General features: G+C 52.6%; 25 protein-coding genes and 1 tRNA gene. 11 read left to right on the top strand and 15 right to left on the bottom strand.

Translation table 11 applies throughout. The annotated features are described in order from the left end of the window. Position 1 precedes the first annotated feature (1 nt). Positions 2–415 carry a Zn-ribbon domain-containing OB-fold protein gene (locus VMT71_03235; protein HVN22958.1) on the top strand — a complete coding sequence of 138 codons (414 nt, stop codon included), beginning with the start codon at positions 2–4 and terminating at the stop codon, positions 413–415. A 329-nt stretch (positions 416–744) separates the two neighbouring features. Next, a complete protein-coding gene (locus VMT71_03230) occupies positions 745–1,332 on the top strand; it encodes a hypothetical protein (GenBank protein HVN22957.1) in 588 nt (195 codons plus the stop codon). A gap of 43 nt (positions 1,333–1,375) precedes the next feature. On the opposite strand, the gene VMT71_03225 is transcribed toward VMT71_03230, so the two are convergent. Both VMT71_03225 and VMT71_03220 read right to left on the bottom strand, forming a co-directional pair. Further along, positions 1,376–1,552, bottom strand: coding sequence for a hypothetical protein (locus VMT71_03225; GenBank protein HVN22956.1), 177 nt, complete (start codon positions 1,550–1,552; stop codon positions 1,376–1,378). Between the two features lie 71 nt (positions 1,553–1,623). Further along, positions 1,624–1,700, bottom strand: a tRNA-His gene (locus VMT71_03220). Between the two features lie 296 nt (positions 1,701–1,996). Here VMT71_03220 and VMT71_03215 point away from each other — a divergent pair. The 9 genes from VMT71_03215 (at position 1,997) to lptE (ending at position 12,051) form a co-directional block, all read left to right on the top strand. After that, on the top strand, positions 1,997–2,884 hold the full coding sequence (locus VMT71_03215) for a tyrosine recombinase XerC (GenBank protein ID HVN22955.1): 888 nt from the start codon (positions 1,997–1,999) through the stop codon (positions 2,882–2,884). Between the two features lie 4 nt (positions 2,885–2,888). Continuing rightward, positions 2,889–3,413, top strand: coding sequence for an ATP-dependent protease subunit HslV (hslV, locus tag VMT71_03210; GenBank protein ID HVN22954.1), 525 nt, complete (start codon positions 2,889–2,891; stop codon positions 3,411–3,413). After that, positions 3,414–4,748 (top strand): ATP-dependent protease ATPase subunit HslU, encoded by a 1,335-nt coding sequence (gene hslU / locus VMT71_03205; protein HVN22953.1) that lies wholly within the window; start codon positions 3,414–3,416, stop codon positions 4,746–4,748. It begins immediately after the preceding gene. Beyond that, on the top strand, positions 4,745–5,584 hold the full coding sequence (argB, locus tag VMT71_03200; protein ID HVN22952.1) for an acetylglutamate kinase: 840 nt from the start codon (positions 4,745–4,747) through the stop codon (positions 5,582–5,584). Before hslU ends, argB begins: the two co-directional genes overlap by 4 nt. Beyond that, a complete protein-coding gene (locus tag VMT71_03195; GenBank protein ID HVN22951.1) occupies positions 5,584–6,777 on the top strand; it encodes an aspartate aminotransferase family protein in 1,194 nt (397 codons plus the stop codon). Before argB ends, VMT71_03195 begins: the two co-directional genes overlap by 1 nt. After that, on the top strand, positions 6,774–7,685 hold the full coding sequence (gene argF / locus VMT71_03190) for an ornithine carbamoyltransferase (protein ID HVN22950.1): 912 nt from the start codon (positions 6,774–6,776) through the stop codon (positions 7,683–7,685). Before VMT71_03195 ends, argF begins: the two co-directional genes overlap by 4 nt. Next, complete coding sequence (locus tag VMT71_03185; GenBank protein HVN22949.1) at positions 7,686–8,891, top strand: argininosuccinate synthase; 1,206 nt, start codon at positions 7,686–7,688, stop codon at positions 8,889–8,891. A 143-nt stretch (positions 8,892–9,034) separates the two neighbouring features. Next, positions 9,035–11,515 (top strand): leucine--tRNA ligase, encoded by a 2,481-nt coding sequence (leuS, locus tag VMT71_03180; protein HVN22948.1) that lies wholly within the window; start codon positions 9,035–9,037, stop codon positions 11,513–11,515. Beyond that, complete coding sequence (gene lptE / locus VMT71_03175; GenBank protein HVN22947.1) at positions 11,509–12,051, top strand: LPS assembly lipoprotein LptE; 543 nt, start codon at positions 11,509–11,511, stop codon at positions 12,049–12,051. Before leuS ends, lptE begins: the two co-directional genes overlap by 7 nt. Before the next feature lie 191 nt (positions 12,052–12,242). Here lptE and mug read toward each other — a convergent pair whose 3' ends face one another. From mug to VMT71_03110, 13 genes are all read right to left on the bottom strand, one after another. After that, positions 12,243–12,806, bottom strand: coding sequence for a G/U mismatch-specific DNA glycosylase (mug, locus tag VMT71_03170; protein HVN22946.1), 564 nt, complete (start codon positions 12,804–12,806; stop codon positions 12,243–12,245). 14 nt (positions 12,807–12,820) lie between these two features. Next, positions 12,821–13,792, bottom strand: a complete 972-nt coding sequence (locus VMT71_03165; GenBank protein ID HVN22945.1) for an MBL fold metallo-hydrolase — start codon at positions 13,790–13,792, stop codon at positions 12,821–12,823. A gap of 209 nt (positions 13,793–14,001) precedes the next feature. Next, a complete protein-coding gene (rpsT, locus tag VMT71_03160) occupies positions 14,002–14,268 on the bottom strand; it encodes a 30S ribosomal protein S20 (GenBank protein HVN22944.1) in 267 nt (88 codons plus the stop codon). Positions 14,269–14,308: 40 nt separating this feature from the next. Beyond that, the gene (locus VMT71_03155) at positions 14,309–15,499 is read right to left on the bottom strand and encodes an NAD(P)/FAD-dependent oxidoreductase (protein ID HVN22943.1); all 1,191 of its coding nucleotides are present in this window, start codon (positions 15,497–15,499) and stop codon (positions 14,309–14,311) included. Between the two features lie 99 nt (positions 15,500–15,598). After that, positions 15,599–15,871 (bottom strand): hypothetical protein, encoded by a 273-nt coding sequence (locus tag VMT71_03150; GenBank protein HVN22942.1) that lies wholly within the window; start codon positions 15,869–15,871, stop codon positions 15,599–15,601. A gap of 226 nt (positions 15,872–16,097) precedes the next feature. Next, positions 16,098–17,117, bottom strand: coding sequence for an N-acetyl-gamma-glutamyl-phosphate reductase (argC, locus tag VMT71_03145; GenBank protein HVN22941.1), 1,020 nt, complete (start codon positions 17,115–17,117; stop codon positions 16,098–16,100). A gap of 35 nt (positions 17,118–17,152) precedes the next feature. After that, positions 17,153–17,545: a 30S ribosomal protein S9 gene (gene rpsI / locus VMT71_03140; protein ID HVN22940.1), complete on the bottom strand. Its 393-nt coding sequence runs from the start codon at positions 17,543–17,545 to the stop codon at positions 17,153–17,155. Beyond that, positions 17,538–17,984, bottom strand: coding sequence for a 50S ribosomal protein L13 (rplM, locus tag VMT71_03135; GenBank protein ID HVN22939.1), 447 nt, complete (start codon positions 17,982–17,984; stop codon positions 17,538–17,540). The genes rpsI and rplM overlap by 8 nt, the downstream gene beginning before the upstream one ends. 60 nt (positions 17,985–18,044) lie before the next feature. Continuing rightward, complete coding sequence (locus VMT71_03130; GenBank protein ID HVN22938.1) at positions 18,045–18,329, bottom strand: PxxKW family cysteine-rich protein; 285 nt, start codon at positions 18,327–18,329, stop codon at positions 18,045–18,047. A gap of 222 nt (positions 18,330–18,551) precedes the next feature. Then, a complete protein-coding gene (locus VMT71_03125) occupies positions 18,552–19,160 on the bottom strand; it encodes a sugar transferase (GenBank protein ID HVN22937.1) in 609 nt (202 codons plus the stop codon). Positions 19,161–19,171: 11 nt separating this feature from the next. Beyond that, on the bottom strand, positions 19,172–20,344 hold the full coding sequence (locus tag VMT71_03120; GenBank protein HVN22936.1) for a glycosyltransferase family 4 protein: 1,173 nt from the start codon (positions 20,342–20,344) through the stop codon (positions 19,172–19,174). A gap of 76 nt (positions 20,345–20,420) precedes the next feature. Beyond that, positions 20,421–21,230 carry a glycosyltransferase family 2 protein gene (locus VMT71_03115; GenBank protein HVN22935.1) on the bottom strand — a complete coding sequence of 270 codons (810 nt, stop codon included), beginning with the start codon at positions 21,228–21,230 and terminating at the stop codon, positions 20,421–20,423. Then, positions 21,230–22,206 (bottom strand): glycosyltransferase (locus VMT71_03110; protein HVN22934.1); only part of this gene is annotated, 977 nt, incomplete at its 5' end. The genes VMT71_03115 and VMT71_03110, both read right to left, overlap by 1 nt.

The raw sequence follows: 22,206 nt of genomic DNA, 5'->3' as shown, positions 1-22,206 counted from the left end.
CATGGGATTCGAAAAATTTGGAAGAAAAAGCTTTACAGCTATGACGAAAACCGGAAAGTTTGTAGACTTCCTCGGTGAGGGAAAGATCGAAGGGACTTTGTGCAAAGATTGCGGTGCGAAATTTTTTCCGCCGAGGGCGGACTGCGCCAAATGTTTTTCCAAGAACATGGAGTGGTTCGAGATGCCCAAAAAAGGAACGCTCGAAACCTTCACCACCGCCTACTATGCACCGTTCGGCTTCGAGGGAGATCCTCCGTACACGATGGGTGTAGTTGATTTCGGCGACGGCCTGAAACTTTTCGCCCGACTTGCAAAGGATGTAAAGCCGGAAGACGTGAAAGTGGGCATGGCCGTTACCACCCGCCCGCTCAAATATGATGACGGCCAGATCACCTTTGAGATAGTAAAAGCGTAAGTCTGTGGCACAAACAGCGCAGGGGTCTGACCATTTGGGCAGGCCCCTGTTTTTTTGTCAAGGTCTCTTCACAGGAAGAGCTTTACACGAGGATGATCGCATATGTCTCGTTCACCCGCTGAGCTTAAGAAAATCGGAAGGTATGTCGAAAAGCAAGGAGGGGGTTCCTGATCCCGAATTGTGGAACGATAATTGCTAAGTTTGCAGGGTGAGCAGAGTAGTCTCTTCTGGGAAGGCTAAAGATCTGACGCGTTTCTGCAGATGAGAGGCTCGCTTGCCAACGATGGCAGGGACATCAACAACCGCCTCGCAGAAGGAGGAGGAACAGCATGAAGCCGACGATACCTCGCAGGACGGGCCTTGTTACGATCATTGCCGCGGTTCTGGCCATATCCGTCTTTTTCTTACCTGCTGCAGGGTGCGCGGCGTGGAGCCTTATTGGCTCCAGCGGGAACTTCCTCCCGAATGACCCTGGCCAGTTCAATGGCCTTCGATGGGGACAGTACCTGGGCGAGTTGAAGGGTATGAGGTTGACAAGCTACGATCCGCGGAATCCTGCAGAGCTTTACTACGCGAATGACGGTGACGTACTCCAAATGGGTGATGTGAAGCTCGCGTACGTGCGGTATGGGTTCTGGAGAGGGATTTACTCCTCTCTGGTGTTTGGCGTCGAAGGCCTCGGAAATTGGGAAGCGCTGAAAGCCATGTGCTTTGAAAGATTTGAATTCTGGCATAAACCTGATTGGCGCGTGGAACGATACTACTGGGTGGGCGACCAGAGCGCTATGACGCTCGACTATAATGAAGTCACTTATCAGGGCGAACTCTACATCTATTCAAAGACGATCTACGAAAGACAGCTTGCCCAACGCAAGCCAACGGGCGGGATACCACACAACAGGTTCTGGCTGTACTGACTCAAGAAAGAAAAGCCTTTATTTGTCTTGTCGCAGCCCTATCTTAAGGAAAGCAGCCCAACTGGCAGCCCATCACCTTTATCTTCAACTCATTGAGCAGATTGCCAAGCTCTCGTGAGGAAACCTTTTCCTCTTCTGCCAGTTTCAATGCCTGGTTACAGGAAATCTTTCCCTTCTTGCTTACTGCTTTGATTTTTTCGCTGAGTTTCGCTTTGTCCATCTGCTGTGTTTCTCCCGAATCGTTGCTTCCTGTTCCGTCGCTGACGACAGGCTACTGATACCTTGGTGGAGTGGGGTGAGTGAAGGGATTTGAACCCTCGACACCTGGGTCCACAGCCCAGTGCTCTAACCAGCTGAGCTACACTCACCGTTGGCCCGATTTTTATCACACCTGTGTGGAAAAGTCAATCGATCCATGGGACACCCGCACGCGGGTACCCGGTCCCCCTCTACCCTCCCAACCGCTTTCCAGTTGCGGGTACCCGGCCGTCGTCGCCAGCCAGATTCTCGCGGGTGGATCCTGAGCCGAGAACGATGTTCAAATATCACGTACTTGGCGGCCGAAATTTGTAGCTATTCGAGGGAACTAAATTGGCTCAAGATACACAAAATCATGGAATCGACTTGATTATTTGGTAAAAGTTTATAAAATAGTAGTTTCACAATGGATAAAGAAACCTTTATAAGCCTCAAAGAAAACTTTTACGAGTACCTGGCTACCGAGAAAGGCGTTTCGCCTCATACCATCAGAGCGTATGAAGGGGATCTCGAGAGTTTCATCTCCTTCGTGGCAAAGAGTCCCGGTGATCAGATAGATCATAGACTCATCAGAGCCTACATAGTGAGCATTTATAAGGGACTCAAGAAATCGTCCCTAGCCCGAAAGGTGGCAACGATCCGGTCCTATTTCAAGTATCTCAAAAGGAAGGGATACATCGATGATAACCCGGCCCTGCTCGTCAAGAACCCGAGGGTCGAGAAGCATCTCCCGAAATTCTACACGGTGGATGAGATGTTTCTTTTTCTGGATGCGCTGCCGGCAGACTCCTGGCTGTCCCTCCGAAATCGTGCGATATTCGAGTTGATATACTCCACAGGCATGCGGGCAAGCGAGGCTCTCGGGCTGGACAGGGGGAGCGTGCATCTTGACGGTTTATGGGCACTGGTGAAAGGCAAGGGCGGCAAGGAGAGGATTCTTCCCTTCGGGGAAAAGGCGCGAGATGCGATACAGGCTTACTTGAACGCGAGGCATGAGGCTGTGAGCGCGTCCGGCAAGGGCCCTCTGTTTGTGAACGCGCAAGGTATGCGTCTTTCTTACCGGGGGTTGCTGAAGGTCATGAAGAAACATCAACTCAGGGCAGGTTTGTTGAAGGATCTTGCACTCCATGGGATCCGCCATTCCTTTGCAACACACATGCTGGGCGGGGGGGCCGATCTCAGGAGCATCCAGGAACTCCTCGGCCACTCGAAACTTTCAACAACGCAGAAGTATACGCATATCTCCATGGAAAAGATCATGGAGGTATACGATAAAGCCCACCCGAGAAGGTAATAACATGAGACGGACAACTGTACTGTGTATCAGACACAAAGGCGGAGTCGTTTTGGCCGGCGACGGGCAGGTCACTCTCGGCGCCACGGTTATGAAGCACACTGCGAAGAAGGTGAGGAAACTTTACCAGAATAAATGTCTGGCCGGATTTTCCGGTGCGACAGCCGACGCCTTCACGCTTCTGGAGCGCTTCGAAAAGAAGCTGGAGCAGTTCAATGGAAACATCACGAGGGCTTCTGTGGAGCTTGCAAAGGACTGGAGAACGGACAGACTCCTGCGAAGGCTGGAGGCGCTCCTGATCGTTGCAGATGCGGAGCATACGTTCATCCTGTCCGGTACGGGTGATGTCATAGAACCTGACGACGGCATTGCGGCCATCGGCTCCGGAGGCCCTTATGCGCAAGCTGCGGCCAAGGCACTGGTAAAACATTCGGATTTGTCGGCGCTGGAGATTGCACGGGAGTCAATGGCGATCGCGTCGAATATCTGCATCTACACAAACCAGGAGATCACGATAGAGGAGCTTTAAATGAGGACCTTGATCCCAAGGGAAATAATGGAAGAACTGGACCGCTACATTGTCGGGCAAAAGAACGCCAAGAGGGCTGTTGCAATCGCGCTCCGGAACAGATGGAGACGCCAAATGATCCCGGAGGATCTGCGGGACGAGATCGCTCCCAAGAATATCATCATGATCGGGCCGACGGGCGTCGGGAAGACTGAAATAGCGAGGCGGCTGGCAAAGCTCGCAAATGCGCCCTTCCTTAAAATAGAGGCCACGCGATTTACTGAAGTCGGTTACGTTGGAAGAGACGTGGAATCGATGATCCGGGACCTTACCGAGCTCTCGGTGAACATGGTGAAAAAGGAGGAGCAGGAACGGGTTCTGGAAAAGGCCAAGGAGCTTGCGGAGGAAAGGGTGCTTGATCTCCTTATCCCCCACAGGAAAAACAAGAGCGGCCAGGAAGAGGTCGCGGAGCTGCCTGAAAACACCCGCGAGAAATTGAGGGTCCTGTTTCGTGACGGCAAGCTGGACGAGAAGGTTCTTGAGATAGAGGTGCCGGAGAAGGCGCTTCCCATCATTGAGATATTCTCCTCTCAGGGCATGGAAGAGATGGACATGCAGCTTAAGGATATGTTCGGCAACATGCTGCCCAAGAAGACGAAGAGGAGGAGGGTCAAAGTAAGGGAGGCCTATGAGTATTTAATTCAGGAGGAGTCGAAGAAGCTTATCGACATGGACAAAGTCGTGCATGACGCTCTTGATCGGGTGGAACAGGCCGGCATCATCTTCCTTGATGAAATAGATAAGATAGCGAGCCGTGAGCACACGCACGGCCCTGACGTATCAAGGGAAGGCGTCCAGCGTGATATCCTGCCCATAGTCGAAGGAACGACTACTACGACAAAATACGGCATGGTGAAAACGAATCACGTCTTGTTCATCGCAGCCGGGGCATTCCACATGTCGAAGCCCTCTGATTTAATACCGGAGCTGCAAGGTCGTTTCCCGATCCGGGTGGGCCTTGATCCTTTGAACAAGGAAGAATTTTACAGGATCCTGACGGAGCCGGAGAACGCACTGATAAAGCAGTACAGGGCGCTGCTTGCCACTGAAGGGATAGAGCTTTCATTTGATGAAGAGGCCATTTTAGAGCTCGCCGACATTGCCCAGCGTATCAATGAAATGACGGAAAATATAGGAGCGCGACGACTCTACACGGTCATGGAGCGCCTTCTGGATGATATATCCTTTTCCGCTCCGGAGACGAAGGAGAAAAAGATTACGATTACCAAGAAATACGTCCGTGAAAGGCTGGGTGAGTTCCTGGAAAAAGAAGATTTGAGCAGGTACATCCTATGATGGAAAAAGTAGACATCCTTTTAGAAGCACTTCCGTATATCAAGCAATTCTCCGGTGCGACCTTTGTTGTCAAGTACGGCGGCGCCGCCATGGAACAAGAAGAGCTTGCGAAAGAATTTGCCAAAGATGTGGTTCTTCTGAAGTATGTGGGCATAGATCCTGTGATCGTGCATGGCGGAGGCCCACAGATAGAAAAGCTGCTCACGAGGCTCGACATCCCCACGCGTTTTGTGGAAGGCCTGAGGGTGACAGACGAAGCCACACTCGAGGTAGTCGAAATGGTGCTCTCCGGCCATATCAACAAGCAGATTGTCCAGGAGATACACAATTGCGGCGGCCGGGCCCTGGGCATGAGCGGAAAGGACGCCAAACTTATCGTTGCGAAGAAAGTGGAGAAGGACATCGGCTTTGTGGGCGACATCGTGGAAGCCAACGTGAAGATACTAAGGGAGATTTCAAAGCTGGGCTATATCCCGGTCGTGGCGCCTCTTGCTGCAGGCGCCGACGGGCATACCTACAACGTCAATGCCGATACGGCTGCGGGCGCAATTGCCAAGGAACTCATGGCGGATAAGCTCATCTTACTCACGGATGTTCCTGGCGTTCTGGGAAAGGACCTTAAGCCCATATCAATACTGAAAAAGGAAGAGGTGCCTCTCCTTATCAAGAATGGGACGATAAAGGGCGGCATGATCCCCAAGACAAAGTGCTGTCTCGATGCGCTTCACGGCGGCGTCAAGAAGACACATATTATTGACGGCAGGGTGGCGCACGCGCTCCTTCTCGAAGTGCTTACGGATTCGGGGATTGGAACTCAGATTTCGGGAGGGGAGTAATGCAGGAAAAGCTTATTGAGAAAGCAAAGCAGTATCTGGCAAATACATACACGAGATTTCCCATAGTCGTCACCAAGGGCGAAGGCTGCTGGCTCTGGGATATGGACGGCAGAAGATATCTAGACTTTCTTTCTGGAATAGCTGTCTGCAATCTCGGTCACGCTCCGAAAAGCGTCGCGGAAGGTCTATCCGGTCAGGCACAAAGACTTTTCCACGTATCAAACCTTTTTTACACGGAAATCCAGATCCGGGCTGCAGAGGTCTTGGTGGAGCATTCTTTCGGCGACAAGGTCTTCTTCTGCAACAGCGGGGCAGAGGCAAATGAGGCGGCAATAAAACTTGCGAGGCGGTACTCCTGGAAAAAGCATGGCGAAGGCAGGGCAGACATCATAGCCATGCACAATTCTTTTCATGGCAGGACCATGGCCACACTTTCCGCAACAGGACAGACCAAGTTTCACGTGGGGTTCAGCCCTTTGCTCGAAGGTTTTTCTTTTGTGCCTTTCAATGATAGTGAGGCGCTCAAGAGTGCAGTTTCAGAGCGGACCTGCGCCATCATTCTCGAGTTGGTCCAGTCTGAAGGAGGCGTCTACGTCGCAGACCGGGAGTACATAAAGTTCATCCGCGAACTGGCTGGGGAGCGGGACATTCTTCTCATCCTGGATGAGGTTCAGACAGCAATAGGAAGGACGGGGAGACTCTTCGGCTATGAGCATTACAACATAAAGCCTGATATAGTGAGCCTCGCAAAGGCTCTCGGCGGAGGCTTTCCTGTCGGAGCCATTCTCGCGACAGAAGAAGCGGCCTCGGGGTTTGAGCCGGGAACCCACGCATCCACGTTCGGTGGTAATGCGCTCGCCAGTTCAGCTATTGTGGCTACAATGAACACATTGCTCGGAGAAGGTGTGATTGCGAACTGCGAGAAAATGGGTAGGGTCCTGGTTGAAGGCTTGCTGTCGCTCAAGCGGAAGTTTCCTGTGATCAGAGATGTGCGCGGCATGGGACTGCTTCTCGGGGTCGAGCTCTCGGTTCCCGGCGAGCCGCTCGTGCAGGAATTTCTGAAAGAGGGGGTCATTCTTTACGCGACGAAAGGAAACGTGTTGAGACTGCTGCCGCCCCTCGTGATCGACAAAGAAGAGGTTGATCTCTTCCTGGATATAGCAGCGAGAGTATTCGAAAGGCAAAAATCGTGAAGAGAGATCTGACAAAGATACTGGACCTGACAGCGGATGAGTGCATCCACTTGGTTGAAAGGGCTGCATTCATGAAGCGGATGAGACAAGACGGAAGAGAGCACGAGCCCTTGCGACGCAAGAGCCTGGCGATGATCTTTGAAAAGGCTTCCACCAGGACAAGGGTTTCCTTTGAACTGGGTATGAAAGAGCTTGGCGGTATCGCCTTGTATTTGAGCGCGACAGAAACACAGATCGGCAGAGGGGAACCCATAGGCGATACAGGAAAAGTGCTCAGCCGCTACGTGAGTGCAATCATGATCCGCACATACGCACAGGAAACTGTGGAGGAACTGGCGCGCGCCTCTAGCGTACCCGTGATCAATGGGCTGTCCGACCTCTACCATCCCTGCCAGATGCTGGCTGACCTGTTTACGGTGCGGGAGCTGAAAGGGGATTTCAGTGCATTGAAAATCGCCTATATCGGTGACGCCAATAATGTGGCCAATTCATGGATAGAAGCAGCGGCCCTGCTCGGCCTGAATCTTGTGGTTGCGTTTCCAGAAGCATACAGGCCTGCACCGGTGATTGAGAAATTGGCGCGAAAGAATGCCAATATACTGTTCACGCACGATCCCAGAGAAGCAGCTGATAATGCTGACGTCATTAACACCGATGTCTGGGTAAGCATGGGAATGGAAAAAGAGAAGAATGAAAGACTAAAGGCGTTCACCGGTTTCGGCGTGGACGACGCGCTCCTGGCGGTTGCGAAGAAGGACGTTATCGTGATGCATTGTCTGCCCGCCCACAGGAACGAGGAGATAAGCGAGCCTGTCTTCGAGCGTTTTCAGGACGTCATCTTCACGCAGGCCGAGAACCGGCTTCACGCACAAAAGGCACTCTTGGAGTGGTTAATACTGGAGGTTTAGATGAACAATGTCAAGAAAGTAGTGCTGGCATATTCCGGTGGACTGGACACCTCGATTCTCGTGAAGTGGCTGAAGGAGCAGTATAACTGCGAGGTCATCGCGTTCTGCGCGGACGTGGGACAAGAGGAAGAGCTTGAGGGGTTAAGGGAAAAGGCTATTGCGACCGGTGCGTCTAAGATTTACATCGACGATTTGCGAGAGGAATTTGCGAGGGATTTTGTCTTCTTCGCCTTAAAGGCAAACGCGGTGTATGAAGGAACATATCTGATGGGTACCTCCATTGCGCGGCCCCTCATCGCGAAAAGAATGGTGGAGATTGCAAAACAGGAGCAGGCTGATGCTGTCGCTCATGGTGCGACAGGTAAGGGCAACGACCAGGTGCGCTTTGAGTTGACCTGCTATGCGCTGGCGCCCCACATAAGGGTGATAGCGCCCTGGAGAGAGTGGTCCTTCACGGCTCGGGAACAGTTGATTGACTACGCGAAACAGCATGGAATAGATGTCCCGGTGAGTAAAGAGAAGCCTTACAGCATGGACAGGAATCTGATGCACATAAGCTACGAGGGGGGTATCCTCGAGGATCCCTGGCGTGAACCCGACGAGTCTATGTTCCGCCTCAGCCTCTCTCCCGAGAAGGCACCTGATGCTCCCCGGTATATCGAAATCGATTTCGTGGACGGGACCCCGGTTGCTATTGACGGCAAGAAAATGGCCCCGCACGAAATAGTGATGATTCTTAATCACATAGCCGGCGAGAATGGCATCGGCCGCATCGATGTGGTTGAGAACAGGTTTGTGGGTATGAAGTCGAGAGGTGTGTACGAAACTCCGGGCGTGACTGTGCTGCACGTTGCTCACAGGGCGATGGAGTCGATTACTATGGACAGAGAGGTGATGCACCTTCGCGATAGCCTCATTACCAAAATCTCTGAGCTCATCTATTATGGATTCTGGTATTCGCCGGAGATGGAGGCGCTGCGGGCATTCATCCTTGAGACGCAGAAGAATGTCACTGGAACCGTCAAGCTGAAGCTCTATAAAGGCAACTGCATCGTGGCTGGCAGGAAGTCGGAGCGCTCGCTTTATATGAAGGACTTTGCGACCTTCGACAAAGATGCGGTTTACGACCAGAAGGATGCAAGCGGTTTCATACGGCTCAATGCATTGCGACTCAGAATCAAAGCGATGCTGAATGAGAGGATGTAGGGACAGGCCAAAGGTCGAAGCAACGAGGCTGCCGGATATCGGCTAAGGGCCAAAGGATAAAGGCTAAAGGCCGAAAGGCGAAGGTTGATTTTCCGTTAGCCCCGAGCCTCGTGCCTTTAGCCGGCTTTTGAGGGAGTTCTGAATTGAAAGCGTACGAACCAAAAGAGATAGAGGAAAAGTGGCAGAAGGTCTGGGAAGCGAACAATGCTTTCCGTGCTGCGGAAGAGACAGGAAAGCAAAAATACTACCTGCTCGAGATGTTCCCGTACCCTTCCGGCAAGATTCACATGGGTCACGTGAGGAACTATTCTATAGGTGACGTGATTGCGCGCTATAAGCGAATGAAAGGATACAATGTACTCCATCCCATGGGATGGGACGCATTTGGCATGCCCGCTGAAAATGCCGCAATCCAGCATGGCATACAGCCCGCGGTATGGACCCACGACAATATTGCCTACATGAAGACGCAGCTCAAGAGGCTTGGCTTTGGTTATGACTGGGATAGAGAGCTTGCAACCTGCGATGTGGAATACTACGGGTGGGAGCAGTGGATATTCCTGAAGATGTACGAGAAGGGACTGGTCTACCGCAAAAATGCTCCTGTTAATTACTGCAAGCTTTGTTCGACGGTCCTGGCCAACGAACAGGTGGAGGAGGGCCGTTGCTGGCGGTGCGGCGACGAGGTGGTACAAAGCGAACTGACACAATGGTTCTTCGCTATTACCAAATATGCCGACGAGCTCTATGAGTATGCGGACAAGCTGCCCGGCTGGCCCGAACGGGTTCTGAACATGCAGAAGAATTGGATCGGAAAGAGCTTCGGCGTCGAGGTTGATTTCCCGCTCGAGAAAGGCGGTCTTCTCACTATATTTACAACCCGGCCCGATACGCTCTACGGCGTGACATTCATGGTGCTTGCTCCGGAGCATGCGTTGGCCACGGAGCTTTCGCACGGCACACCCTATGAAGAAGAGGTGCACTCGTTCGTTGAGAGAGCGCGCAGCCAGGATCGCAGCTTCAGGCTGGAGCTGTCAGGAAGTAAGGAAGGTGTTTTTACGGGAGCCTACGCCATAAATCCCCTTACCAAGGCGCGGGTGCCTGTATACGTGAGTAATTTTGTCCTCGCCGAATATGGAACGGGCGCCATTATGTCTGTTCCTGCCCACGATCAGCGCGACTTTGAATTCGCAAAGGCATATGGTTTGCCCATCATCGTTACTATCACTCCTGATGGCGGAACCCTTGATCCGGCTTCTATGCAAGGCGCCTATGAGGGTGATGGGACCATGGTCAATTCAGGCCCCTTCAACGGAAGGCAGAACAGAAAAGCGATACCCGAGATCATTGCCTACCTGGAAGAAAAGGGGCTTGGGAAGGGGACCATAAACTACCGTCTCAGGGATTGGGGCATATCGAGGCAGCGTTACTGGGGTGCGCCGATCCCTATCATTTATTGTGAGAGTTGCGGTGTGGTGCCTGTGCCTTACGAGGACCTGCCGGTGAAGCTGCCGCTCGACCTGCAGATTAAGCTTGTGGGCAAATCGCCGCTCTCGGAATACCAGGAGTTTTACAAGGTGAAGTGCCCTACGTGCGGCCGGGATGCGCGCAGAGAGACAGATACGATGGACACGTTTGTCGAGTCCTCCTGGTATTTCCTCCGCTACGCATGCCCTGGCTATGATAAGGCGCCGCTTGACCGTAGACGTGTCGACTACTGGATGCCTGTAGATCAGTACATTGGTGGCATCGAGCACGCAGTGCTCCACCTTCTCTATTCAAGATTTTTCAACAGGGTCGTGAGCGAACTGGACTTCGTCTCGGTGAGGGAGCCCTTCGAGAACTTGCTTACCCAGGGCATGGTGATTAAGGACGGCTCCAAAATGAGCAAGTCGAAGGGAAACGTGGTCGACCCGGACTACCTGATCGAGCGCTACGGTGCGGATACGGCGCGTCTCTTCTGTCTCTTCGCCTCCCCACCTGAAAAAGATCTCGACTGGAGTGACAAGGGTGTTGAGGGCTGTTATCGCTTTCTGCAAAGAGTCTGGAGGCTTGTCATTGAGCGCACTGATGCCCTTAGCAGTAATGCGTCGGCCATCGAGAAGGAAGCAGGTGGAGCTGAAAACAAGGATGTGTCCAGGCTCCTTTTTGCGGTGCACAAAACGATAAAGAAAGTGACCGACGATCTAGAGCGGTTCCATCTTAATACGGCTATTGCCAGTATCATGGAACTTGTGAATGCCATCTACAAATTCATAGAAGTGGAGCGGAATGAAGGCGAACTCCGGTTTCTTAAAGGGGCGATCGAACGCCTCATCATCCTGCTCGGACCCTTCTGTCCTCATATTGCAGAAGAGTTGTGGGAAGTCCTCGGAAGAGAAGGGAGCGTCATCAACCAGCCCTGGCCAGCGTACAACGAGGCCTATACCCTGGAAGAGAGGGTCACTGTGGCAGTCCAGGTGAATGGGAAACTGAGAGACACCTGCGAGGTAGAGCGGGATCTTGACGGCGCGGCCCTGAAGGAGCTTGTGCTCTCTCTTGAGAAAGTGCAGAAGCACATCGACAACCGGGAGATTCGAAAGTTTATCGTCATACCAAACAAACTGGTGAACATAGTATGTTAGGCGGCTCAACAAAATGTGCGTGCGCGAAGCTGGCTTCGCTACTCCTCTTGTTTTTCGTGCTGGGTTCCTGCGGATACACGATCGTCAGCGGTGAGAAGGGTCTTTTTCAGGGGGAGGTAGTCACCCTCGATGTACCTGTCTTTAAGAATCAAAGTTTCGAGCCTCAGATCTCGCAGTTTTTCACCGAGGAGTTTACGAGGGAACTCATAGTCAGCGGTCTTTTCGGTGTCAACAAAGAGGGTTCGTCAAACACGTTGCAAGGCACCATCGTTACCACTCGGATTGTGCCCACCGCCATGAGTTCGCAAGGGCTGGTGATACAGAAGACCATCTATGTTACTCTTGGCCTGGCGCTCTCAAAGAAAGACGGTCGGTTGATTAAGAACTGGTCGATGATAGACGCGGAACCTTACGACGTTCAGGACATAAATCTGGAAGATCCCAATAAAAAACAGGCGCTGATAAGGATCGCCGGGAGGATGTCGAGAAGGTTTAGTGCGCTTATACTGGCCGACATCGACCGGAAGGCGTTATAGGTGCCGCGACGGCCTTTCGCGCCTAACTTTGTCGACTTCGGGGATCGCACGATCCTCAGCGTACCCCAAGGTACGCCTCCGGTCGGCAACCCCTCGTCTTCGCGTTATGCATCGAAATTCCATCGCGGCATAGCAGTCGTATTCTGCGTATGAGCGTATGGTTGAGCGCCTCTCGGTACTCGAGGGCATTCTCACACTGTCGACATGTTCTCGGAAGCTTCTTTAAGCTCCTTAAATAATTTCGCGAGATCCTTCAACTGGAAATGGGCGTTGATGCCGCTGGGGTTAGGCAGTATCCAAAGAGCTGATGTTCCGATCCGCTCACTCTGCAGGCCCAGGACTGCCTCCCGCCGATCGAACGCCTTGCGGTAGGCGTCCACTCCCAGTACGGCAGTGATGCGCGGTTTGTACTTGAGCACGGTCCTTGTCAGGCGCTTGGCGCCTTCCTTCAATTCGCTGCTCGAAAGTTCGGAAGCATTGGCTGTTGAGCGCCTGACGATATTCGTTATGCCGTAGTCGCTCTTGAGGAGCTCCTTTTCTTCAAAGGCAGAAAGAAGCCTGTCTGTGAATCCCGCCTTATACAGCGCCGGCCAGAACCGATTGCCCGGCCGCGCAAAATGATGGCCCACAGCACCCGAGTAAAGCCCCGGATTGATCCCGCAGAAGAGTACTTTCAGATTGAACGCGATAAGATCCGGTACTCTCTTGTCGCGGGCAGCGATTAGATCCTGCGGCGTAGGCTTGACTATGTTCACGGGCGCCACACTAGTCAATATGCAATTGCATATACAGCTTTCCCACTGATGGTCTCTCTGACGAGTCGGCCGATACCCGCGAGGTATCTCAGATGAGCAATTGCTTCACCGACGGCGAACCACTTCTGGGCCACGGGAAAAAGATCCCAGGAGTCGCAGACAATATCCCACGTCATCCTGGATGCCACCTGGTAGGCATTCTGAGGTCCTTCGCTGAGGATGGCCAGCGCTTCCAGGGCTCTTTCCTCGTGATGGCGCTTCAGCTCCTCTATTCTCGCTTTGCAGTTGTTGAAAATGCTCCTGTGACCGGGAAGGACCAGCTCAACCTCGAGCTGATAGGTTCTATCGAGGCTTTCGAGGTATTTCGCCAGGGGATCCCAGTCGTCGAACCAGCATTGGATATTGGGCGTTATATCGCCGAGAATGTGATCTCCGGCGATAAGATATTTTTTTCGGGGTTCGTAAAGGCACGTGTGGCCGAAACTGTGGCCCGGTGTTTCCATGCATATCAGGCGGTAGTCGCCGATGCTGATGGTGTTGCCTTCTCCGCATGGCTCAAAGTGAGGAAGTTGGGCAATACCGTATTTGAAGGCCGGGTGGCTGTCGAGCGCTTCATCGATCTGGCTTTCGGGGAACCCCTCGAGGCGCGCGAAATGGGCCAGATTCTTTCTGTTGAAAAATAAGGCGAGACGTTGCGCATCAGGCATATTAAGGTAGATTGTCGATGCGTCGGACGCAACGGTTGTCACGAGGGCAAGATGATCGGCATGCAGATGGGTGATGAAAAAATCCGTGCGCTCGGGATCGACACGAAGTTCATGGAGACCAGCCAGGAAAACCTGCTCGCATTCCTTGCGGTTGAGCCCTGTATCTACGACGAGGTTTCGGTGGTCATCCAGCACGACATAGGAGTTGACCGATTTGAGAGGATTGTGGGGCAGGGGCACCTCAATCCTGAAGAGATTTCGATCAATCTGATCAACCATTATACCAATTTGCTTTCACGCGAGTAGTTTCCCGGTTCGGCCTGGAGGTGCAACTCTTGGCCGGCGAGTCGGTTTCTTAGCATGCACGCAGATTGACGGAAATACGTAGAGCAGAAACTTTACCCGGGCTTCCTGTGTGCGAACCCCCAGTATCTGGGGCGACTCTTTTCGAAAACCGCTTGGAAGCTGAAAGACAGGCTGTATCCCTGTCAAGAGAGGGAATGGTTTACTTTCTTCGAAAGCCTCGAGACCCGGCGCCCTGCGTTGTTCTTGTGAATTACGCCTTTTGATGCAGCTTTGTCTATGCAGACCACCGCTTCCTTAAATGCCTGCTGCAGCTCATTCTTATCTTTTCCCTGCAGAGCGACAAGCACCTTCTTGATGTTGGTTTTCATAGTGGATTTGACGTGGGCATTGCGTAATCGACTCTTCTCTCCCTGCCGCGCTTTTTTAATGGCCGACTTGTTTTTCTTCAACAAACCCTCCCGCTCGATTTTGTTATTTTTATCACGTTTACTATGTGTAAGTCAACTTTTGCGTTGAGCCCTTTTCTCCGCTGATCTTGTTACGAGTTAGGCTCCTGAAGCCTTTAATGAGGGTGTGTTTCATCAGCGACGCGATCAGTTCGCCATGCCAGTCGAACATTGCTTTGTTGTGAACGAGGTCCAGAATGCCGTCCTTAAGAGCAAGGCTGAAGAGGCCGTCGATATGGGTATCTGAGAGGCGCTCGAAGAATCTGCGAAAGAGTCGACCCTTCGAGAGTTCTGGATCGAGCAACGCACGCCATCTTCTCTCGTAATCTTTCAACCTTGAGGCTCCAAGATCGTTGAGGCGAAGTGCCCGACTCAGTGTTTCTGCAGCAGCCTGGGCCGCTATAAGACCGTAATAAATGCCCCCGTGGGTGGTTGTTTTCACCTGGCCGGCCACTTCACCCACTGCAAGCAGTCTGTCGGAATAGGTCCTTTCCAGGCCGCCGAGCGGAATGGTTCTGTGCGAAATAGTGCCGGTTTCTTTTATCCGTCCCTTAAGAAAGTTGCTATCAAGGAAGGCCTCTAAAAACTTCGAAGCGCCCTTCTTTGTAATAAGACCGACGCGGGCCCTCCCGTCTTTGACGTTCACTGCCCAGGCAAAGGAGGAAGGTGCGACATTTCTACCCACGTATATCTCTGTCGCAGAAAGACCATCCATACGGATCTCCGTCTGCGCACCTTCGTAGACGTACGCTATGTCCCCCAGGTGCAGTTTTCTCGTCAGCTTAGGATTGTAGCCGCAAGCCAGCACTGCCGAGCGAGCCCGCAGCGGGCCTTCGCTCGTAGAGGTCTTGAGTTCAACATGTTCCGGGGTGATTCTGATATCGAGGCATGCAGTCTCCTGAAGCAACGAAGAGCCGCTCTCCAGGGCCAGTTTGCGCAGCCCCTCGTTGAATTTGATCCGGTCCACGACGTGCGCCTGAACATGCCCGGGCCGGTAGGGGAGAAGTTTCCCGGAGGGGGAGATGAATTCTATGTCCTCGACCTGCGTCAGGATTGAATCAGACGGCAGACTGAATTTCTCGAATGCTTCGACGCCTACCACACCCGTGCAGACCGGAGGCTGTCGACAAGTCCCATTTTTCTCGAGAACGACGACGTCAAAACCTTCTCGTGCAAGACCATGCGCTGTGTAGCAGCCTGCGGGTCCGCCGCCGATAACTGCTACATCGTACATTTTCTCATGTCCTGGCTTGACAAAATCGGACCTCGTTCAGAAGATGTCAACAGGTGATTGACGCGAGAGCATCTTATGTTGCTGAACGTTTTGCTTTCGTTATTTCGCCTTTTGCGGGATCTGAACCTGAGGCTCCGCAGCGGGTGGTTCTCCTTTTTTGCTCTCCTGCTGTCTCTGTATCTCTGTCCTGGTTTCCACGATTCCACGCACCGGTTGTGTAAAAGTACCTGCGACGAGGGTAGCCTGGCCTGTAAAGCGATTGATCTTGTAAAAGCCGCCCACGCCGGATAACTCTACCACCTGATAGCGCGTCCAATAGAGTCCCAGCAATACCAGTATCGCAATGAAGATCGCCCAAAACCTGCTTGTCATAGATCCTCCTTATGTAATCCACGCGTATTCGATGACGTGGGTCTCTGCTTTTCTAGTTGTCGGCTAAAAGGCTATATTACAGTATCACAGCCGCCCTGTTCAATCAATCTCCTGGATATATCTGCAAAGCACGTAAACTGCCCGTACTTCAACGTTCGCGGTCAGCAGTATCCAGAGATGAATAGCCAATAAAGGGTGCGGAAATTGTTGTTTGACGGGAACGTGGCTAGGGATAGAGCGCCATCCGGTCGAGTGCGGTCTTCTCATCCGTGCCCAGCGCGATGTTCATGTTCTGCACGGCTTGCCCCGAGGCCCCTTTAACAAGGTTGTCGATAGCGCTCACGACTACAAACCTTCCGTCGTCAAAAGCCTTGAGACCCACATGGCAGAAATTTGAATATCGCGTGAAGCGGGTATCCGGATACACGCCTTCTTTCAGCACCTGGACGAATGGCTCAGTCCGGTAGGTTGTTCGATAAAGGTCAAGAAGCTCGCCTGTAGCGGCTGCTGCCCGCAGTCTGCCGTAGACGGTTGTGAGAATGCCCCTGTTGATGGGTAGGAGGTGGGGCACGAACGTGACCGTGCTGTTTTCAAACTTGGAGATTTCTTTCTGTATTTCAGGTTCGTGACGGTGGGCACCGATGTTGTAAGGCCTGAAGCCCTCGGCCACTTCACAAAAGAGACTGCCCAGCTTGGCCTCTCTGCCTGCGCCACTTACCCCGGATTTTGAATCGACAAAGATATTGCCGTCGACAAGGCCGTTCTTCACGAGAGGGTAGAGCGCGAGGATAGCGCTCGTCGGATAACAGCCGGGGTTGCCTATGAGCTTCGCATTCCTTATTCGTTCCCGGTACAGTTCGGGAAGGCCGTACACAGCCTCGCGCTGCAACTCGGGTGCTCCGTGCTTCACGTAATGTTTTTCATACAGGGAAAGATTTTCGAACCTGAAGTCTGCGCTGAGATCGATGATACAGGCCTTGCCGTCAAAAAGCGTACGAGCCTTTGCTGCAGCGGTCCCGTGGGGCAAACAGAGGAAGTAGACGTCGCACTTTCCCCGATGATCGTCATCGGTGGCCTCGAGTGTTCCCTCGAAACTCACGAGGGACGGGAAAAGGTCAGAGAGTTTCCTGCCGCGATACGTGTTCGAGGTAACGAGGTTGACGTCAACGAGAGGATGCTCTGCCAACAGCGAAAGCAGGACCACGCCGGTATAGCCAGTCGCCCCCAGGATGCCTACTTTCCACATGGATCTTAATCTCTAGGTTGTCGTTATGCTTTTGATTAGCGCTTGGAGAATTGGAAACGAGCGCGCGCGGCTCTCTGGCCGTACTTCTTTCTTTCTTTTGCGCGCGGATCTCTGGTTACAAGCCCCTGTTTCTTGAGGACGCCTCTCAGCGCGCTGTTGAATTCGATCAGTGCTTTGGCGATCCCGTGTCCCAGGGCCCATGCTTGAGCAGCAATTCCGCCACCGTAAATATTCGCCACCACGTCGAACTTCTCCGCGTTGTCCGTCACAATGAAGGGTTTATTGAGCATCAGCCGCAGCTCTTCGAGAGGAAAGTAATCTTCCACCGTACGGCCATTGATCAGATACTGGCCCGACCCCTGTTTCATCCAGACCCTCGCCACAGCAGTCTTTCTTTTTCCTGTTGCATAGTACCTTTTCTCAGGCACGTCTGGCCTCCTTCACATCCATTGTTTCCGGCTTCTGCGCCTGGTGAGGGTGTGCATTTCCCTTGTACACCTTCAGCTTCTTGAACATCCTTCGTCCCAGTGCAGTCTTGGGGAGCATTCCCCGGACAGCGATCCTTATCAACTCTTCAGGCTTGGCTGCAAGCAATGTGCGGGCGTTCAGCACCGTCAAGCCTCCGGGGTATCCGCTGTACCGCTCGTACGTTTTTGCCGCAAGCTTGTTCCCCGTCAGCTTCACTTTGTCGGCGTTGATAACGACCACAAAATCGCCAGTATCAGCGTGCGGCGTGTAGGTGGGCTTATGCTTTCCGCGCAGCACAGCGGCAATACGCGCTGACAGTCTGCCAAGCGTCGCCGACTCGGCATCAACAACAAACCATTTCCTCTCCAGTTTCTTCTCGCTCGGAAAAAAAGTGTCCATAACAACCTCTATGTGCGTAAAAATAATATAGTTATGGCGTCAAGTCAAGCGAAATGACGTTTACTTCTTGCCAGCGTTTCTCTTGGATGCCTTGAGAGGATTTATTTTCTGCTCCTGCGTCTTGACTTCCTTCTTTATGTGGGTAGCCATGGAGCACGCTGCGGTCTGCCACTTCTGGGCAGGATAGGGGAAGCTGGCGCAGAACTTACCCGCCTCTACCTCTATAACTCTCGTGCAGCCTTCGCAATTCTCTACGATAGCGTAGCACTGCCCGCCATTGTAAGAACAGCCTGCTTTCTTCATGAAAAGACACTCGATACCCGGTTTAATCGTTTGGCACTGCATAACGGCACCACCTCCTTTGGATTTGGAGCCACTATTTAACTATATTTGCATGAAAATGTCAAGCTGTTTCGGTGCGTTTTGTATGCAAAGGCGTGTACCTCTCACGGACTGATGCAGAGACGTTTAAGAAAAAGATAAGGAGCTATTTGAGGAAACCGGTTGGTGGGGACGTGGAGTGAGGAATGTTGCGGTGGACGATCGGGGGTCTATAAAGGCTTTGTGCTACACCTTCTTGCCATGAAATTCCCATTTTCCACGAAAGGTAATGAGAAAGGAAAGGAGGATCAGCTTAAGGTCGAGACAAAACGTTTGCCGGCGGATGTATAAGAGGTCAGCGCGGAATTTCTTGCGGCGCGGCGCATCTGCTGGCAAATAAACCTGTGCGAGGCCGGTCAGACCGGGGGTCACGGTCAATCGCCGATCATGCCCGGGGATCTGATCGATGGCCAGTACGTCTTTCCTTCCGAAGACCTCCTGTTCGTGGGGTCTCAGGGCGCGCGGTCCTACGAAGCTCATATCACCCTTCAGGATGTTGACAAGCTGGGGCAGTTCATCCATGGCAGTGGCTCGCAGGAGTCGGCCTATCTTCAGAACTCTTGGATCGTCAGCGGTCGCCTGTATTGCTCCAGTCTCCTTTTCCGCGTCCACGATCATGGAGCGAAACTTAAGAAGCTTGAATATGCGCCCACCCTTCCCCGTACGATCCTGGAAATAAAAGATCGGTCCGCCATCTTCAGACTTGATGGCCAACGGGATTATCAACCAGAGGGGTAGAGAGACAATCAATCCCAGCGAGGAGAGAGATATATCGAACAGTCGCTTAAGGGACATAAAAAGCGGTCTTATCCGCGCAATGCGTTTTTTACAAGCTGCAGGTAGGCCTCGGTGACAATCTTCTCGTCGAATTCACGAAGGACCTTTGCCCTTGCATAGTTTCCCATTCTTTCTCTTTCGACGTGTGGAAGCTCTACGAAGCGAAGCATGCAATCTGCCAGGCGAGCTGCATCCCTCACAGGGGCCAGGTACCCGTTCCTGCCGTCCTCAACGACCTCCCGACAGCCTGGTGCATCCGTGGTGATCACCGGTTTACCCATGGCCATTGCCTCAAGAAGTGAACTGGGTACCCCTTCCCTGTACGAGGGAAGCACCACCACATTGCTTCCGCAGATGAAAGGGCGCACATCGTCCGTTCTGCCAAGGTAGCGAACGAGCCCCTGATGCTGCCAATCGGCAATGACCTCTTCCGGAATAGCAGAGCGGTTTTCTTTGTCCATCGGGCCAAGCAGAAAGAATTGCGCGTCTGGTTGGCTCCTCTTCACTATAGAGGCAGCTTCTACAAACTCCCGCACGCCTTTATCCGAGAGCATTCTTCCGATTAGCAGAAATGAAGCAACAGAAGAAGGCGCATCAGCCGGGAGAACGGTGCTATTGGTGCTTTTTTCGCAGAAGCCCGGGTGGAAGATTTCAGTATTTACCCCGGAACCCGGGATCACCGAAGAGTCACCATTCTTAACCAGTCTGTTCTTCAGAAAAAAAGCTCTGTCGTCCTTGTTGAGGAAGACCACGTGTCTCGAAAAAGAGAATGCAATCTTATAGAGTGCTTTATAACCCAGACTGCCAAGTCTGGCCTTCAGTCCTTTGTCCGTAAAAAGCCAGCCGAGCCCTGTGACCGTGCAGATCGAGTTAGTACCGGCAAGCCTCGCTGCGATTGAACCGTAGACATTCAGTTTTATCGTAAAATGGAGGACGAGATCCGGTCGCTCTCTCTGATACATTCTGTGCAGTTCCATCATAAGCAGAAAGTCTTCCAGTGGATTCGAACCCTTTCGGTTGAGCCGCGCGACAGGAATTAGAGGGATCCCCTGTTCTCTCAATCTTTCGCTGAAGACGTCAAGGGGTGCTGCCGCAACCACATCCAAATTCTCTTTCTTGAGCTCCTTCATCAGGCCAAAGAGGAAGTTGTGAAGGAAGAAGGAGGTGTTTGACACGAGAAGGACTTTACGGTGGACGGCCATCCTTATTCACAATCCGTTTCTTCTCAAAGGTGTATCAGACATGCGGGACCGTGCGTGTTGGCAGAGAGGAACCTGGCTATCGATGTCCAAATTTGCGGACATGGTGCTGAAACAGAAGCCTCTTTGGCAACAATCCTGCAAACAAGGGTTTTAGAAGATAGCCATAGCAGGAAGGCGGCGCGTTAAGCGAGTTCAGGGCCCGAAGGACGAGACGCATTTCCCCGAAGCGGTACTTGAATCGTCTTCTGGAATAATCGGACCGATCCCAGTGGAGATTGTACAGGTCCTCTGGAATGTTTACTATTTTGTGGCCGCCGCCCACGAGCCTGAGCCAGAGTTCGTAATCTTCAAGTCTGATAGCATGCTCGTCATATTTTCCGGCTTCAATGATGGCTTTCTTTCGCATCATTACAGACGGATGAACCACGCATGGCCCTTTGAGCCAATCCAGTTTCTCAGGGTTCAAGGGATGTCGCAGCTCGCCCCAAAACTTCCCTTGATCGTCCACGAGTGCCGCGTAGGTGCCTACCACAGCCACTGCCGGATGCGTATCAAGGTATGCAGCCAGCTCTCCCAGCCGTTTCCGATCCGATGTATCATCAGCATCCTGTCTTGCCAGGTACCTGCCGGAAGCGGCATCGATACAGCGGTTCAGCGTATACGCCAGCCCGCGATTTGTGCTGTTCCTCAGCAGCTTGAGCCTGGGGTCTACCGCTGCAGTCTCTTTGAGCACGTCCCACGTGGCGTCTGTCGAGCCATCATCACAGATGATATACTCCCAATCCGTGAACGTCTGCTTTTGGATCGACTCCAAGGCAGAGCGAAGCGTCGGCTCGCTATTGTGCACGCCCATGATGACACTCACGTAGGCTGTTTCCGTTTCCATCACGTGATCTCTCGCGTCAATCCAGGCCTTATGTGCTCAGTGCCTGGTGATTCGACAGATGGGCTCGGCAGGTTCATGGTCTCGAAGATTTCTGAAAAACGATGTACGTACGTGTGTTGCTCTTGAGTGCGACGAAAGCCTGCCGATGCAATGACTCTTCGCTGCTCCTCGTTGGAAAGATAGAAGCGAATTTGATCAACCAGATCGGGCGTTCCGTCAAAGCATGCTACTTCCTTTCCGGGAAGGTAGTACTGCTCCAGGTTGTCCGCTTTGCCTGTGAGCAGGAAACCACCACAGCCTGGTACTTCGAAATTCCGCCCCTTGATCTGATCGCTTGCTGGGACCGAGAGCACACTGTCATTGTCGCGGATCACCATTCCCGTCGGGGATGTGACGGACAGCATCCTCTTGCCTGCCCTTTTGACGATGGATCCTCCCGGTAATACTGCAAGCGCTTGCGACAGAGCAGCCGAAAGAGAGGCCTTGGCCGTGGCAAGTGAACCCGTCGAAGGAGCTGAGGCATTAGAAAGATTGAGGTTTATGCGGCTCTGATTGAAGACGCGAATCATCTCTTCTTGCGTGATGCGTCCCGATTGCCAGCCGTTTCCCCAGACCCGCACATCGATTCCTTCACGTCTGAGTGATTCTATAACGGCTCGGCGTGTCCCGTGGGGCTGGCCGATGAAGGTGACGTCATAGAGAAGAGGCAGATCCATCTTCTGGTATCGATAGTGGTTGCAGGCCCATTGGCTTTTTATAGCGTGGGTATATCCCAGTGCTTCATATTTCGGCAGCGCGCCAGTGGCGGTCGTTATTACCCAATTAAAACAGGGGGTCCAGTGACGCGAATAAGATTCGAAACGCCAGTGATCGTCTGCAAACCAATTGAGAGTGCGCGTCTGACCGCCTTCCGAGATCCCCCTGATTGTTTTTTTTTCAAATTCTTCTGTAAACAGGATAGTGAACATCAACACAG

Source organism: Syntrophorhabdales bacterium (assembly GCA_035541455.1).
In the GTDB taxonomy this organism is placed as follows: Bacteria; Desulfobacterota; Syntrophorhabdia; order Syntrophorhabdales; family WCHB1-27; genus JADGQN01.
The sequence above is the reverse complement of the archived record's forward strand: the minus strand, read 5'-3'. Positions and strand labels throughout refer to the sequence as shown.